Below are 15721 nucleotides of genomic sequence, written 5' to 3'. Positions count from 1 at the left end.
GAAGGTAAGTCTAGACTGTTTCATATCCAGACTATTCGGGACAACCGGGGGATAGAACAAGCTTATCGGTTTTGTTGGACAACTTTTTTGTCGGGCGTATCCTGAGCCTTGGACGAGTCGCCCGATTTGGCGGTGCCGGACGCTTTATCCTTCTTGCCGTCGGACGAATCCGCCGGAGGCGGCGTCTGCAAGAGCTCGTTGTACGGCTTGAGCTGAAGCGTGACGATTTTGACGTCGCCTTCGCTCTCTACGGTCTGCGAAGCGACATAACCTTCACCCGTCGACTGACATTTCGCATTCAGGAACGAACACACTTCCAGCGCATCCCGGAGCGATTTGCCCGTTAAATTGGGAATCGTAAGGTCATCGCTTCCCTGCATCGTTACATAGATTCGTTCGGCCGCTCCGATTTCAGTACCTGGCGCGGGAGATTGCTCGACAATCTTCGTCCCTTTGCCGATCGCTTCAATCGAGACGCCGTACTTGTTCATCGCGATTTTGGCCTGCTCCATCGTCATGCCCGCCAAATCGGGCATCATTACCTTGATTTCCTTCTCCGCCGATTTCATCTGCTGCGCCGAAGACGGAATTCCCATATACCGCAGCGTTTGCGAAACGATTTCCTTGAAGGCTGGGAGCGTGACGTCGCTGCCTAGATGGAAGTCCCCGCCTACGTCAGGCTCGTCGGCAATAATGGTGACGAGAATTTTCGGAGCTTCAACCGGCGCGTAGCCGATAAAAGACATAACCCATTTATCCGGGGCATAACCTTTTTTACCGGGCTCGACTTTATTCGCCGTTCCCGTCTTTCCTGCGACGCGGTAGCCTTCGATCGCCGCTTTTTTCCCCGTTCCGATTTTCTGGTCGCTGACGACCGTCTCCAAGTACTCGCTGACCTGCTTGGCCGTCGCTTCCGACACCACTTGACGGATGACCTTCGGCTCGATCGTGCGGACCACTTCCTTGGTTTTCGGATTGTACACTTCTTTTACAACATGGGGCTGCATCAGCTTGCCTCCGTTGGCGATCGCCGCATAGGCCGCCGTCTGCTGGATCGATGTCGCCGTCAAGCCTTGACCGTAGGTCGCCGTCGCAAACTCGACGGGATTTTTCATAGCGACCATGCCGGCGACTTCTCCCGGAACGTCGATGCCGGTTTTCGCGCCGAAGCCGAACTTGTCGATATATGATTTAAGCTTGTCTTTACCGAGCTTCTCATAGCCGAGCTTAACGAAGGCTACGTTACTGGAACGCTTCAAGCCCTCCAGGTAAGTAATCGGCCCCCAGCTCGTATTATAGTCGTGCAAAATGTTCCCCGGCACTTTAATGCTGCCCGACATGTACGAGTCGTTGGGATTAAAAATACCTTCCTCCACGGCTCCCGCCAAAGTGACCAGCTTGAAAGTCGATCCCGGCTCGTATTGCGAGGCCACGGCATTGTTCTGGAAGTCCTGCGGCTTCGAATTCCAATACTGGTTCGGGTTGAAGTTGGGATAGCTTGCCATGCCGAGAATTTCCATCGTATTCGGATCGGCGGCGATGGCCGTCATGCTTTTCGGATGCCATTGGTTGTACGCCTTCTCCAGCGCGCTTTCTATGTAATATTGAATGTTCTTATCGATCGTCAGCCTAACGTTGTTCCCGTCGATGGCCGGGACAAAGGATACTTTGGAATCCGGCAGTTCGACACCGTTCAAATCCTTCTCGTAGGTCAATGAACCGGGGACGCCTTTCAGATCGCTGTCCAGCATCGCCTCCAGCCCCATGACCGCTTTGTTTTCTTTATCGCTATAGCCCAGCAGCTGCGCCGCCATCTTGCCGCCGGGATAAAAGCGCTTCGTATCCTTGAGCAGGTAGACGCCGATATTGCTCGCGTCTGCCTGTTTTTTCCATTCCTCCACCATCTGCTTGATCTGCTCGGCAACCTCGGCGTCGATCTTCCAGCCTTCGTTGCGAATTTCGACCTGCGGATTAGGTACGGAATAGGTTTTCACAATTTTGGAACGAATTTTCTCCTGCAGCGCCGCCAAATCCGCAGGATCGTCGGATGTGTTCAGCACGGACGCAAGCCCTGTAGTTACCGCCGAGTCCAGATGGTATTTGCGGATCATATCCGGATTTAAAGCGATGGTATAAGCCGGGGCATCTTCCGCCAGCACCTTGTCGTTACGGTCGGTTATCGTACCGCGAACCGGGCGGAGCACTTCCTCCGTCTCCCATTTTTTCTGGGCCTCGGCCAACAGCCACTTGCCCTCTATAATTTGAACCCAATACAATCTCCCCACTAAAGCAACAAAAAGGAGGGTAAATACCCCCCCGATAAGCAGTGATCTCAGCTTCGCCCTTTTGTTCATAGTTCACTCTCCCAGTCAGATATTACGGAATTACTCCGGTTTACTCTGGTTGGCGGCCGTCGCGCCGGACGGGCTTGCGGAATTCGGTCTGGCTACCTTGCTGATTTGATTGTCCTTCGCCGGAACCATACCCATCTTGGTCGCTTCCTGTCTCAGCCGGTCAGGACTGGACAATCCGTCCATCTTATGCTTTAAAATGCTATTTTCGGCCTGCAGCTTTTGAATCTCCGTCTCGAGCTTTAATATTTTCGTATTCATTTCATAGATTTGGGCGTAACGCCAAATGATCAGGCTGGCAACGACAACGCAGACGACAACGGTAAACAGGTACAGCAGCTTCTCTTGAACCGGAAGCGTTTTATTGCGGTAGACGACCTTTTTCGTCTCCTTGACGCTAACCTTTTGACCCGATTTTTGCTCGACGGCCAAATTCCCATGAATGTATGCAGGCATATGTATGATTCTCCTCCTTTGCAGCACGCAGCTAAATGGTTGCACTTCTAACGAACGGTAACATTACAGCTTTTCGGCTATCCTCAGCTTCGCCGAACGCGCGCGAGGGTTCGCTTCGAGCTCCTCGGCGCCCGCTTCGAGAGGCTTGCGGTTGACCAGCTTCACGATGCCTTTGTTGCCGCAGACGCACAGCGGAAAATCCGGCGGGCACGTGCAGCGCTCAACATATTTGGCGAACGTCTGCTTACAGATGCGATCCTCCAGCGAGTGGAACGTAATGACCGCTACCCGCCCTCCCGGAGCAAGACTGCGGATCGACTGTTCCAGCGCTTCCTCAAACGCGCCCAGCTCATCGTTGACTGCGATGCGCAGCGCCTGAAAGCTTCGCTTCGCCGGATGCGGCCCGGTGCGGCGCGCCGCCGCAGGGATGCCTTCCTTGATCAGCTCCACAAGCTGGCCGGTCGTCTCGATCGGCCCTTTGGCGCGTGCCGCTGCGATATTCGCCGCAATGCGGCGGGCGAACTTCTCTTCGCCGTACTCGAACAAAATGCGGGCGATCTCCTGCTCCGGCCATTCGTTCACAATCTCCTTGGCGGTGAGGTCGGCCGTTCGATCCATCCGCATGTCCAGCTCGGCGTCATGATTGTAGCTGAAGCCGCGATCGGCTTCATCCAGCTGCGGCGACGACACGCCAAGGTCGAATAAAATGCCGTCTACCTGCGGCTTCCCGTCCCGGACAGCCCGCTCGACCGCCCCCAGCTGCGCCTCGATCTCGCGGAAATTGCTGCGGATCAGCCGCACCTTGTCTTGATATGGTTCCAGCCTGATCTTGGCGTTGGCAAGCGCCGCGTCGTCCTGGTCGAACGCGATGAGCAAGCCGTTCGGACCTAAACGGGAAGCGATCTCAGAGCTATGTCCTGCTCCTCCGAGCGTACAGTCGACGTAAACGCCATCCGGCTTTATTTGCAAGCCTTCTACGGCCTCTTCTTTCAATACGGTGATGTGATGAAACATGCTGCATAGCCTCCTGTGTTGTTCATTCGGGGTTTACAAATCAAAGTTAAAGTCAACAAGCTTCTCGGCGATTTCGTTAAACGACTCTTCCGATTGTTGGGAATAGGATTCCCACATTTGCTTGCTCCAAATCTCGACCCGATTGGAAACTCCGATGACGACGCAGTCCTTTTCCAATTTGGCGTGCTCGATGAGGTTGTTCGGCAAGTTGACTCTGCCCTGCTTGTCCAGCTCGCATTCCGTCGCCCCAGAAAAGAAAAACCGGGTAAAGGCGCGGGCATCCGATTTCATTAGGGGCAGCGCCTTCAGCTTCTGCTCCAGCACGCTCCACTCTTCCTTAGGGTAAACGAACAAGCATTGGTCCAAGCCGCGGGTTATGATGAAGGAAGGCCCGAGGGATTCACGAAATTTCGCCGGCACGATCATGCGACCCTTATCGTCGACGGTGTGCTGGTATTCTCCCATGAACATGCCTACCCTCACCCCTTTCCACCACTTTACCCCACTTTCCACCACTTGTATAGTTACATTTCTCCACCAAAACAAAAAATCCTGCAACAGCGCAGGATTTCTCAAAATATTTTCATTCTCGGTTTTCATCCGGTTCTTCCAGTTCCGACTTGGTTCGCGCCAGTTTCCCGTTATCCTCCGACAGTTTGCCGCGGATTTCGAGCAGTTTCTTGCGTCTTCGGCGCCTGACCGCAAACACGGGCACGGCAATGACCGCCAAAACGAGCAGAACCGGGAGCAGCGCGGCGGCGGCAACGACGATCCACTGAAAGATTACCGACAAAATGGCGGCGCTGCCGTGAAGAGCCTCTGCGGCTCTCTTCGTTAAGGGCCCTCCATCCTGCGCCCCTATGACCGCGGGGGAGCCGATTTTCTGCGACAGCCGAAGTTCCACGGTCGAATAGGACACATTCTGGTCCAAATACCTCATTCTGCCCTTGATCCGTTCGATTTCTTCCTGGACTTTGCCCAGCTCATTGGAAAACGCCAGCAGCTCGTCGGTTTTCGTGGCCTTTTCCATAAAGGCGATCAGCCGGCTCTCCACGACCTGCTTCGCCTTTAGTCTCGCGGCAAGGTCCACATACTCCTCGGAGACGTCTTGGCCGCGGACGTTTTTCTGCGAAGTGGAATGGATTTTCTCTAACTGGGTCAACAGGGAAGTGAATCCTCCTGCCGGAACCTTGATGACGAAATTGCCGTATTTCTCGTAAGCCGTTTCATTCTGATCGAACTGCAGCACATAGCCCCCCGCTTGCTTGACCGCCTCTTCGATTTTGCCGCTCGCTTCTTCGTACTGCTCCACCTGCATGGTCAAGCTCGCCTGATAAATAATTTTGCGGTCGAGCGCATTGACATCCGCAGCAGCCGCATTGCCGTCAAAGCTGTCGGCCGGGCGGGCGCCGCTCTCTGTCTGCGCAGCCCCCGCCTGATCGGCTGATGCCATAGACGTCGCTCCCGCTGCGGGCGCGGCGCTTTTGGCGTCGGCGGCGCTGGACTGCCGCACAGCCAACGATTCCGTGCTCGCGGCGCTTTTGTTCGAATCCGCCGCGCCGCAGCCGCTGACGGCCGCAGCCAGCACCAGCGCCGCCGCCCAGCACGGCAGCCGCAGCCGCCATGCCGTCCCCTTTTTGCTGCTCCTCTTCGCCCCGCTTCCGTTCCATTGCATTCCCATTCCCCCTGTAAATTTCCGATTGCGCTGCCGAACGGTTTCTCCGAACGCGGCGCTATCTTCCATAACGTGGATGAATCTGGAAATGTTGCATGGTTCCCGGCAAGAACCAATCCCACAAAAGTGACGTGATGCTCTGAAGCTTATTCCGTCCGCATCCAGCCTAAGCTGGATCGGCGTCTAATCATTCCTCCGGGATCGTTCTATGGGTAGACTTTCCTTTCGAGGGAGACCACGGATTTCCACAGGATATGGCTGCGCATCATTTCCTAAACAACAAGTCATAACCACCGGCTTAGCCGGTGGCTTCCATCAGCCCTATAAGGGCATGGTACTAGCACGCGCCTAAGAAGGCGCACTGAAAGTCTGCCAACCGCGAGCGGTCCCGGGCTTGCCCCTCAAAGGGGCTCTTTTATTTGCCCTTTCCTACCGACTCACCCGTAAACGGGTCGAACAATTCTTTCATCGTGATTTGTTCGTAGTTCTTATCCTCTGTTAGTTGATTTCGAATGTATTCGGCTATCGCTTTCCTGTTTCGCCCTACCGTATCCACAAAATAGCCTCTGCACCAAAATTGCCGATTTCCGTATCGATACTTCAGGTTCGCAAATTTATCGAAGATCATCAGCGAACTTTTTCCCTTTAAGTACCCCATAAACTCCGATACACTCAGTTTCGGTGGAATACTCACCAACATATGGATGTGATCCGGGCACGCTTCCGCTTCGTGAATCTCCACCCCTTTGCGCTCACACAACTCCCGGATGATCTTTCCGATCTCTCTTTTTAATTTCCCATAGATGACTTGCCGTCTATATTTCGGTGCAAATACAATATGGTATTTGCAGTTCCAGCGGGTATGTGCTAGACTGCTCTTATCCATTCCCTTGTCCTCCTTGATTTGATGTTGCGGTTGGCAGACCGGCTATCATCTTATCATAAAGGTCAAGGGATTTTTACTCATAGCTATAAGCTTTCCCGAACCCCCAGTCGAACTGGGGGTTTTCTTAGACAAAAATACAGCCTCTCCGCCATTCGGGAGAGACTGCATCTATTCGGCGGCGCCGGCCGGCGATTAATGCTCGGCCCAGCTGTCCAGGTACGTTTTTTGCTCTTCGGTGAGCGAATCGATCGAGATGTTCATCGAAGCCAGCTTGAAGCGGGCTACCTGCTCATCCAGCTCGTAAGGTACGTTTACGACCTTCTTGCCGATTTGCTTGTAATTGTCGTTCACATATTTAAGCGACATCGCTTGCAGCGCAAAGGTCATATCCATAATTTCCGCAGGGTGTCCGTCGCCTGCGGCGAGATTCACCAGGCGGCCTTCGGCGATCAGGTAGAACTTGCGGCCGTCCTGCAGCGTATACTCTTCGATATTGCGGCGCACCGTGCGCTTGGACACGGACAGCGCGTCAAGCTCCGGCTTGTTGACTTCCACGTCGAAGTGGCCGGCGTTGGACAAAATCGCTCCGTCCTTCATTACTTTGTAGTGCTCGCCGCGGATGACGTCGCGGTTGCCGGTTACCGTGACGAAGAAATCGCCGATTTTGGTCGCTTCTTCCATCGACATGACGGCAAAGCCGTCCATATAAGCTTCCACCGCTTTGATCGCGTCGATTTCGGTGACGACGACGTTGGCGCCGAGCCCTTTGGCCCGCATCGCCACGCCTTTGCCGCACCAGCCGTAGCCGACGACGACGACTGTCTTGCCCGCCACGACGAGGTTCGTCGTCCGGTTAATGCCGTCCCATACGGATTGGCCCGTGCCGTAACGATTATCGAACAAATATTTGCAGAACGCGTCATTGACCGCGACCATCGGGAACTGCAGCTCCCCGTCCTTCTCCATCGCTTTCAGGCGCAAAATCCCGGTTGTCGTCTCTTCCGCGCCGCCGCGCACGTTTTTAAGCAAATCCTTGCGCTCGGAGTGAAGGATGGATACCAAATCGCCGCCGTCGTCGATAATTAGATCCGGCTCGGTTTCCAGCGTCTTGAGCAGCAATTCCTTATATTCCTTCGGCTCCGGATTGTACTTGGCGAATACCGTAATGCCGTCCTCGACAAGCGCCGCGCACACGTCATCCTGGGTCGAGAGCGGATTGCTGCCGCAAATCGTTACATCGGCACCGCCGGCCTTAACGACCTTGGCAAGATATGCGGTTTTCGCTTCCAAATGGAGCGAGATCGCCACTTTCAAGCCTTTGAACGGCTGCTCCTTCTCGAATTGCTCGCGGATGCGGTTCAATACGGGCATGTGAGCGTTAACCCAATCGATCTTCAAATGGCCTTCCGGCGCCAAAGACAAGTCTCTAATAATGCTGCGTTCCTTCGTATTCATTCTTCATCCTCCTAATCTAAGTTACACCATGCTTTTAAATGTAAGGTGAACAAGTCCGCTTCGGTGCCCATTCGATCTTCCAATTGCTGTTGAAATCGGATTTTTGGATGGTTGTTTCCTTTTATTATTATGAAGAAAATCCGATTTCAAAGGCGAACGCTATCGCTTTTCCAGATTCAAATGGCCCCTCCGCTCTTTTTCACCATGCTTCCAAAATCTCGCTTACAAGTAACAAACCTTGTGCAGCCCGTCGAGCTCCAGCTCGCCTTCGATCAGCTCGCGCAGCCAATCGCTGCCGTACTTATTCAAGTAAGCGATAATGTTATAAACCCGCTCCTGCGGCTTCCCGAGAGGGAGCACGGACAAGGCGATGCGCTGATATTGGCGCAAAGAAGCCTCGTGCTGGGATTTCACGGCGTCGGCGGCCTTATGTTCGAGGAAATCGATCTGCTCGATAATTTTGTTCATATTGGTTTCGCCGAGCTTGCCGAGTCCGCCGTTCACGCCGGCAATCAGCTCGACGAGCGGCCCGTAGCTGCTCTTGAACTGCGTTCTGACCTGCTCGAACCGCTCTTCGAGCTTCAACTGATCCTGCTCGCGCAGCCACTGCTGCTGCTTCTCTTCCAGACGGTACAGCACATCCTCAAGCGTAAGCCCGTATTTCTGCATATTTTTCTGTACGATGCCTTCCAGCAGCGTGAACTCCATGCGCGGAACGACAATCGGCATCTTCATGCCCGCCTGATGGAACGCCTGCTTCGTCAGCGCCCAATAAGCGATCTCCCCCGGGCCGAGCACGGTCCCGAGCACGGGAAGCACGTAGTCCTGCATGAGCGGCCGCGTCAGCACGTTGTTGCTGAAGCGCTCCGGCGACGTTTCCGTCCAATCGAGCAGCTGTCCGAGCGAATAGCTCCGCTCCGCTTTCCTATCGGTGAAGCAGCCGTCTTTCCCTTCTGCGGCATACAGCAAAACCCGCTCGTCCTGATCGAAAATGAACAGGTTGGCGCCCCGTTCGTTCATCTCCACCTGCGCTTCGTAGCCGAGCGCTCTCACTTGTTCTTTCCCTTGGCGGTAAGCCTCGCCGAGCGGCGCGTTATTTTCCAGGATGCTCCGGAACATCGGCGCCTCCGCCCGGCGCAGCGCCGGATCGTCCGAATCCAGCAGCACTAAGCCGTAGGAACCGAAAAGCTTCGCCAGCAATTGCCCGAAGACGTCCACAAGCGTGGAGGAGGATGCGACGATCGCCCTTACGGCGTCCATCCAGCCGTCCTTAAACTCCGTCGGGATCAGCGAGGAGTCGAGCTGCCGAAGCGCTTCCTCCCACTGCTCGGCGGCGATTTCCAGCCGGCTTACGGAGCTGCGCTTGCCGCTCGGATGATCGATTTTGATTTTGTTCACCTGCAGATCCTGCGACAAGGAATACATATGATTGACCTCGTCAAAATCATGATCCTCTCCGGCAATCCAAAATACCGGGATGACGGGGCGTCCCAATCTTTGCGAAGCTTCTCTTGCCGCGCGAATGATCGTAACCGCCTTATAAATGACCAAAGCCTGACCTGTAAACAGCCCGGCCTGCTGGCCGCCGACGATGCACAGGGCGTCGTTCGAACGCAGCATCTCGATTGCGTCGAGCGCTTCCGGAGCGTTGTTAAGACGCCGGTTAAAGACCGATAACACATCGGCGATCCGGTTCCGGTCGGCCGCAAAGGCCCGGCCGTTATCCAGCCAATCCGCCCTCTCCGCCCATGACGAGCCGGTCCATGGATTATAATCGAACAAGGCGCTCACCTTGCCGTAATCATGAACGTAATCCTCTGTGATAGGCTGGCTGGATTTCCAATGAATAGATTCAACTTTCAACACGGCAGCCGCCTCGCTTTACACTAATAATATGTACCTCTTGATTGTACACATGTTCGGCACAATCGTCAAAACGGAAAACGCCCGATTGCAAACGGAAAGCCGGTCCTCCCGGCAAACGGCAGCGTTTGCGGGCGGTCCGGCTTCCTATATAAATAACGATTAGTACAAGTGACATGCGACGTAATGATTAGGCTCCACTTCTTTGAATTCCGGCATCGCGGCCGCGCATTCCGGCATCGCCTTGGGGCAGCGCGTCCTGAACGGGCAGCCGCTCGGCGGGTTCAACGGGCTCGGAATTTCGCCTTCGAGAATAATTCTTTCGCGCGTGCGCTCGATCTCGGGGTCCGGAATCGGGATCGCCGAGAGCAGCGATTGCGTATAAGGATGCAGCGGCTTCGCATACAGCTCTTCCGAAGTCGTCACCTCGACCAGCTTACCGAGGTACATAACGCCGATCCGGTCGGAAATATGCTTGACCATGGCCAGATCGTGAGCGATGAACAAATACGTCAGACCGTGCTCTTTTTGCAGCTTTTTGAACAAATTGACAACCTGTGCTTGCACCGATACGTCCAGAGCGGAGATCGGCTCGTCGGCAATAATAAACTGCGGTTCGATCGCAAGCGCCCGGGCGATGCCGATACGCTGCCGCTGACCGCCGGAAAATTCATGCGGGAAACGGCTGGCATGCTCGGAGTTGAGTCCGACGGCATCAAGCAGCTCGAACACGCGTTCCTTGCGCTTCGCCCCGCTGTACAGCCCATGGATGTCGACGCCCTCGGCAATGATGTTGCCGACCGTCATCCGCGGATTCAGCGATGCATAAGGGTCCTGGAATACCATCTGCATTTGGCGGCGGAAATCGCGCAGCTTGCGGCCGCCTAGTTGGTGAATATTTTCACCATTGAATAATACTTCTCCGCCGGTCGCTTCGTACAGCCGGATGATCGTACGCCCTGCGGTCGACTTGCCGCAGCCCGATTCGCCTACCAGACCGAACGTTTCGCCCCGTCCGACAGAAAAATTCAAATTATCGACAGCTTTTAACACACCGCCGTTGGCGACGTTAAAATGCTTTTGCAAATTGCGTACTTCCAAAATAGGTTGTTCGCTCATCGCGATCCACCTCCCACTTCTTGCGGCCGTTCCACTTTCGGCGCATCGGGATGAAGCAGCCAACAGGCGGCCGAATGCGTATCCGTAAGCACCGTATGCTCGGGATCGATTTCGAGACAAGCTTTCATGGCATAAGGACAGCGTGCCGCGAAAGCACAGCCTTTCGGCGGAGCGAACAAATCCGGAGGCGTTCCCGGAATCGGCACAAGATCGCTGTCGGTATCCTGGTCGAGACGAGGCACGGATTTCAGCAGCCCCCATGTATACGGATGCTGAGGGTTGTAGAACAGCTCGTCGACCGTTCCCTGCTCCACTACTTTTCCGGCATACATTACGATAACGCGCTGCGCCATCTCCGCCACGACGCCGAGATCATGCGTAATGACGATAATCGACGCCTCCGTCTTTTCCGATAATGATTTCATCAAATCGATGATTTGCGCTTGAATCGTTACATCGAGAGCGGTCGTCGGCTCGTCGGCGATCAGCAGCTTCGGACTGCAGGCGAGTGCGATCGCAATCATAACGCGCTGGCGCATCCCGCCGGAAAATTCATGAGGATATTGATGAATGCGTCCTTCCGGATTGGAAATACCTACCATTTTCAAAATTTCAATCGCGCGTTTATTGGCATCGGCGCTGTTTATTTTTTGATGCTTCATCAATCCTTCGGTAATTTGCTTACCGATGGTCATCGTCGGATTGAGCGAGGTCATCGGGTCCTGGAAAATCATGCCCATCTCGGACCCGCGAATTTTTTCCATTTGTTTATTGGAGCATTGAGTGATTTCCGTCCTGCCATCGAATCGGATGGAGCCTCCCTTGATGACGCTCGGAGGGGACGGGATCAGCCTCATTATCGTTTGAGCGGTAACGGACTTTCCGCAGCCGGATTCGCCTACGATCGCAAGCACTTCTCCTTTTTTCAGATGAAAGGAAACGCCGCGTACCGCCTGGACTTCGCCGGCATAAGTGCGGAAGGATACCTTGAGGTCTTTGACCTCTAATATATTTTCACTCATGATTGGCACCTCCTGCGGATTATTTTCTCATCTTCGGATCCAGCGCATCGCGCAGACCGTCGCCGAGCAGGTTGAAGCTCATCAAAATTAAACTGAAGACAATCGTCGGAAAAATAATACGGTGAGGGTACAACCGAATCGCGCTTGCGCCGTCGGACAACAGCGCGCCCAAGGAAGCAAGCGGAACGCGAATGCCCAAGCCGATAAAGCTTAAGAAGGCTTCCGTAAAAATCGCCGACGGAACGATAAACGTAATTTGTACGATGATCAGACCGAGCGCATTCGGCACCAAATGCTTCAGAATAATGCGGGCTCCGCTCGCTCCGAGTGTCCGGGCGGCCAGCACGTATTCCTGTTCCTTCAGCGTCAGCACTTGACCGCGCACCAGACGAGCCATCGGAACCCATCCCGTAATCGCATAAGCGATAACGATGGTTTTAAATCCTGGACCGATGACGACAATAAGCAGGATGGAGATCAGCAGAAACGGAATGGAATAAATAATCTCGATGATCCGCTGCATCACATCGTCTACGCGACCGCCGTAATAAGCGGAAATCCCGCCGTACAATACGCCGAATATAAGATCGAGCAGTGCGGCTACAATCCCGATGGCCAACGAGATGCGCGTTCCCCACCAGACGCGGACCCACAAGTCCCGACCGAAGTCGTCCGTACCGAACCAATGCTCGGAAGACGGAGATAAATTTTTAATATCGTAATTTTGCGTTGCATAATCGTAATGAGAAAAAATCGGACCGAATATGGACAAAACTGCCAGAACGATCAGCGCAACCAAGCCGAACATGGCCAGTTTGTTTTTCTTCAATCTTCTCCAGGCATCCTGCCAATACGTCATGGACGGCCGCACGATCACTTCGCCACGGTCAGTCCCTTTCGCTACCGGCTGAAACATATCCTTCGATATTTGCATCACTTGGAACCTCCCTTGGTCAGACGTATACGCGGGTCAACCAAACCGTACAAAATATCGGTCAGGAACAAAACGACGACTAACAGGAATGCATAAAAAATCGTAAGTCCGGTTATCATCGTATAATCGTTCGAATAGATCGACTGTACGAAATGTTTGCCGAGCCCCGGCACGACAAAGATTTGTTCCACGATCAGCGTCCCTGTAATCAGGTTAACGAACACGGGACCAAGTACGGTGACAACGGGAAGAATCGCGTTGCGCAGCGTATGGCGTACGACGATGGCTCGCTGCGACAAGCCCTTGGCCTTCGCCGTTTTAATATAATCGAGGCTGAGCACGTCAAGCATTGAGGTTCGCATCAGACGCGCCATAATGGCAATCGTACCGAAAGACAGCGAAATCGCAGGCAGTATCCGGCTGGACGGGCCGGTCCACATTCCGGCGGGCAGCCACCCTAATTTGACCCCTACGAAATAAGACAATAAGGGCGCAAGCACGAAGGATGGGACGGAAATGCCGACGACGGCGGTAAACATAGCTCCGATATCCCAGCCTTTGTTATGATTCAGCGAAGCGACAATACCAAGAGTAAGACCGACAATAATGGCGATAAGCAGCGCCCACAACCCAAGCTCCAGGGAAGCGGGAAAGCCTTGCGCGATAATCTCCGTCACTTTACGGGTAGGAAACGCGTAGGACACGCCCAAATCACCGTGGATGACGTTATTAAGATATTTCAAATATTGCTCCCAGATCGGTTTGTCCAATCCATATTGAGCGTATAATAGCTGCTTCTGCTCTGCTGTAAGTTTGAGCGTTTCTTCACCGAAAGGATCACCCGGCAAATTTTTCATCAGCACGAAGGTGAACGTGACGATCATCCACAAGGTAATCACCATATAGACCAAACGGCGCAATGTATAGCGAAGCATAATACACCTCCTGCACTTAATTGAATACCTGCGTTAAACAGTCGGACCCGCTGTCTTAAGGAGCCAAACTGCTTCGCAAGCATAGACGGCCCGAATATGATCAGGACTATGTTTGCGAAGCAGTTCCGCTTGTTCCTTTTTCTCTTCAAAACAAAAATGAAACGGGACCGTTCTAAACGGCTATCAGAACGGCCCCATCCCCGGGCGAAATCAGCCACTACTTCATTGCTTTATTATTTAATGGAAACCCATTTCAGTTCCCATTCTTTGGACATCGCCGGAAGAATCAATCCGTCGACATTCGTTCTCTTCGCATAAGGTCTTGTCCGGAAATAAAGCGGAGCAAGAGGCATATCGTTCATTAGAAGCTTCTCGGCGTCAACCAGCATTTTGGAACGCTTCGCCAAATCCACTTCCTTGTCCGCGCCTTTGATCAGATCATCGTAGGCCGGATTGCTGTACTGCATGTAGTTAAACGATTTGTTGCCGGTTACCCACATATCCAGGAACGTCATCGGATCGTTGTAGTCGGCTCCCCAAAGCGCGATCAGCGCGTCGAAGTTGCCTTCTTGCATGTTTTTGACGCGAAGCGCGAACGGCAGCGGTTCGCCGGTAACGTCTACGCCCAGATTTTGCTTCCATTGGGCTTGGATAAACTCGATTGTTTTCTTCGACGAATCCGTGTCGTCGGAAGTCAGCTTAAACGGAGGCAGGGATGTCATATTCAATTCCTTCAAGCCTTCAGCCAGCAGCGTTTTGGCTTTAGCCGCATCGAACGGAGGCTCGGTATCTCCGGCAACTTTGCGGAACTCCTGCTTGTTGCCATCCAAAACGGTTCCCGGCACAAGACCTGTAGAAGGAATCGAAGCTCCTCCGAGAACGACTTCGTTCAACGCTTTACGATCAATTGCCATGCCGAGCGCCTGACGAATTTTCGCGTTGGCGAATGCAGGCACTTTATTTACCTGGAACATCACGTAAGACGATACGAATTCTTTCTTCAGAGCCAGATCAGGCTTGCCTTGGTACATCGCGTATTGATCGCCTTTCAGCTCCGTCAAATCGACCTGGTTCGTTTCGTACATGTTCAGGGAAGTGCTCGCTTCTTTCACCACGTTAACGGTAACCTTGTTCAATTTTACGTTCGCCGCATCCCAATACTTGTCGTTTTTCACCAATACGAGCTGCTGCTCATGATCCCATTTCTCCAGCTTGAACGGACCGGCTCCGATCACCTTATCTGCGTCAGCGCCGTATTTATCGCCTTGCGCTTTTACGAAATCAGGCTTTTGCGGGAAAAAGATCGGCATCGACAACTGGTCGGTGAAGAACGCGATCGGTTTCTCCAGCGTAATTTCAAGCGTTTTGTCGTCTGTGGCTTTCACGCCGACTGCCGCTTTCTTCGCTTCCACTTCTTCGGGCTTCGCCGTATTCAACGCAGCTCCGCCTTTAATCCACGACAGCATGGACGCATATTTCGCCTTAGTAGCCGGGTCCAGCGTACGCTTGTAAGCATATTCGAAATCGCTGGCTTTCAGAGGCGTACCGTCCGCCCAAGTCAAGCCGTCGCGCAAAGTAATCGTGTAAACCAAACCGTCGGCGGAAATTTTCGGCAGTTCCTTGGCGAGCGCCGGCTGCGGTTTGCCATCCGCATCCAAACGATAGAGCCCTTCGTTCAACGCATTGATGATCGTGAAGGCTGGATTCGTGGTCGCGATCGAACTATCCAGCGCAGGCGGCTCGGCGGAAAGGTTAATTCTCAGTTCTTGTGCCGGCGCTTGTGTACCCGCCCCCCCGGCTTGATTTTGGTTATTGCTCGAACAACCTGCCGCAGCCGTAACGAACATCGCCGTTACAGTCGCCAAGACTAGAAGTTTTTTCAACTTCATAGACATCCTCCTCATAATATATGTAATTATATGGCATCTCTGTTTGTCATTTTTTCAGCATGACTCAGAGTTTACACCCTTATTTCAATTATGAAAATAATCAGACTATGGAAAACGATGAA

At 53.5% G+C, this 15721-nt stretch carries 13 protein-coding genes; all 13 read right to left on the bottom strand.

What is annotated here, in order from left to right:
- Nucleotides 1-62 precede the first annotated feature (62 nt).
- Nucleotides 63-2285: a penicillin-binding transpeptidase domain-containing protein gene (locus tag SK3146_RS31725; RefSeq protein ID WP_249862544.1), complete on the bottom strand. Its 2223-nt coding sequence runs from the start codon at nt 2283-2285 to the stop codon at nt 63-65.
- Nucleotides 2286-2384: 99 nt separating this feature from the next.
- Nucleotides 2385-2807, bottom strand: a complete 423-nt coding sequence (ftsL, locus tag SK3146_RS31720; protein ID WP_249862543.1) for a cell division protein FtsL — start codon at nt 2805-2807, stop codon at nt 2385-2387.
- A gap of 63 nt (nt 2808-2870) precedes the next feature.
- On the bottom strand, nt 2871-3821 hold the full coding sequence (gene rsmH, locus SK3146_RS31715; RefSeq protein WP_249862542.1) for a 16S rRNA (cytosine(1402)-N(4))-methyltransferase RsmH: 951 nt from the start codon (nt 3819-3821) through the stop codon (nt 2871-2873).
- 33 nt (nt 3822-3854) lie between these two features.
- Nucleotides 3855-4292 carry a division/cell wall cluster transcriptional repressor MraZ gene (gene mraZ, locus SK3146_RS31710; protein ID WP_249866502.1) on the bottom strand — a complete coding sequence of 146 codons (438 nt, stop codon included), beginning with the start codon at nt 4290-4292 and terminating at the stop codon, nt 3855-3857.
- Between the two features lie 112 nt (nt 4293-4404).
- Entirely contained in the window at nt 4405-5496 is a 1092-nt protein-coding gene (locus SK3146_RS31705) for a DUF4349 domain-containing protein (protein ID WP_249862541.1), read from the bottom strand.
- 415 nt (nt 5497-5911) lie between these two features.
- Entirely contained in the window at nt 5912-6382 is a 471-nt protein-coding gene (gene tnpA, locus SK3146_RS31700; RefSeq protein ID WP_249860177.1) for an IS200/IS605 family transposase, read from the bottom strand.
- Between the two features lie 192 nt (nt 6383-6574).
- Complete coding sequence (locus SK3146_RS31695; protein WP_249862540.1) at nt 6575-7837, bottom strand: adenosylhomocysteinase; 1263 nt, start codon at nt 7835-7837, stop codon at nt 6575-6577.
- A gap of 222 nt (nt 7838-8059) precedes the next feature.
- Nucleotides 8060-9703 carry a bacillithiol biosynthesis cysteine-adding enzyme BshC gene (bshC, locus tag SK3146_RS31690; RefSeq protein ID WP_249862539.1) on the bottom strand — a complete coding sequence of 548 codons (1644 nt, stop codon included), beginning with the start codon at nt 9701-9703 and terminating at the stop codon, nt 8060-8062.
- A gap of 159 nt (nt 9704-9862) precedes the next feature.
- Complete coding sequence (locus tag SK3146_RS31685; RefSeq protein WP_249862538.1) at nt 9863-10819, bottom strand: ABC transporter ATP-binding protein; 957 nt, start codon at nt 10817-10819, stop codon at nt 9863-9865.
- Complete coding sequence (locus SK3146_RS31680) at nt 10816-11841, bottom strand: ABC transporter ATP-binding protein (RefSeq protein ID WP_249862537.1); 1026 nt, start codon at nt 11839-11841, stop codon at nt 10816-10818. Before SK3146_RS31680 ends, SK3146_RS31685 begins: the two co-directional genes overlap by 4 nt.
- A gap of 19 nt (nt 11842-11860) precedes the next feature.
- Nucleotides 11861-12775, bottom strand: coding sequence for an ABC transporter permease (locus tag SK3146_RS31675; protein WP_283942795.1), 915 nt, complete (start codon nt 12773-12775; stop codon nt 11861-11863).
- Nucleotides 12775-13710 (bottom strand): ABC transporter permease, encoded by a 936-nt coding sequence (locus SK3146_RS31670; protein WP_249862535.1) that lies wholly within the window; start codon nt 13708-13710, stop codon nt 12775-12777. The genes SK3146_RS31675 and SK3146_RS31670 overlap by 1 nt, the downstream gene beginning before the upstream one ends.
- Before the next feature lie 233 nt (nt 13711-13943).
- Nucleotides 13944-15599, bottom strand: a complete 1656-nt coding sequence (locus SK3146_RS31665; RefSeq protein ID WP_249862534.1) for a peptide ABC transporter substrate-binding protein — start codon at nt 15597-15599, stop codon at nt 13944-13946.
- Between the last annotated feature and the right edge of the window lie 122 nt (nt 15600-15721).

The organism is Paenibacillus konkukensis, assembly GCF_023523925.1.
GTDB lineage: Bacteria > Bacillota > Bacilli > Paenibacillales > NBRC-103111 > Paenibacillus_S > Paenibacillus_S doosanensis.
This window is presented reverse-complemented; position numbering and strand designations above follow the sequence as displayed.

Bases quoted from the DNA above. Each gene is read 5' to 3' on its own strand.
- rsmH (WP_249862542.1), bottom strand. From the start codon at position 3,821: ATGTTTCATCACATCACCGTATTGAAAGAAGAGGCCGTAGAAGGCTTG.
- tnpA (WP_249860177.1), bottom strand. From the start codon at position 6,382: ATGGATAAGAGCAGTCTAGCACATACCCGCTGGAACTGCAAATACCAT.
- SK3146_RS31675 (WP_283942795.1), bottom strand. From the start codon at position 12,775: ATGCAAATATCGAAGGATATGTTTCAGCCGGTAGCGAAAGGGACTGAC.
- SK3146_RS31680 (WP_249862537.1), bottom strand. From the start codon at position 11,841: ATGAGTGAAAATATATTAGAGGTCAAAGACCTCAAGGTATCCTTCCGC.
- mraZ (WP_249866502.1), bottom strand. From the start codon at position 4,292: ATGTTCATGGGAGAATACCAGCACACCGTCGACGATAAGGGTCGCATG.
- SK3146_RS31685 (WP_249862538.1), bottom strand. From the start codon at position 10,819: ATGAGCGAACAACCTATTTTGGAAGTACGCAATTTGCAAAAGCATTTT.
- SK3146_RS31670 (WP_249862535.1), bottom strand. From the start codon at position 13,710: ATGCTTCGCTATACATTGCGCCGTTTGGTCTATATGGTGATTACCTTG.
- ftsL (WP_249862543.1), bottom strand. From the start codon at position 2,807: ATGCCTGCATACATTCATGGGAATTTGGCCGTCGAGCAAAAATCGGGT.
- SK3146_RS31705 (WP_249862541.1), bottom strand. From the start codon at position 5,496: ATGCAATGGAACGGAAGCGGGGCGAAGAGGAGCAGCAAAAAGGGGACG.
- SK3146_RS31695 (WP_249862540.1), bottom strand. From the start codon at position 7,837: ATGAATACGAAGGAACGCAGCATTATTAGAGACTTGTCTTTGGCGCCG.
- SK3146_RS31665 (WP_249862534.1), bottom strand. From the start codon at position 15,599: ATGAAGTTGAAAAAACTTCTAGTCTTGGCGACTGTAACGGCGATGTTC.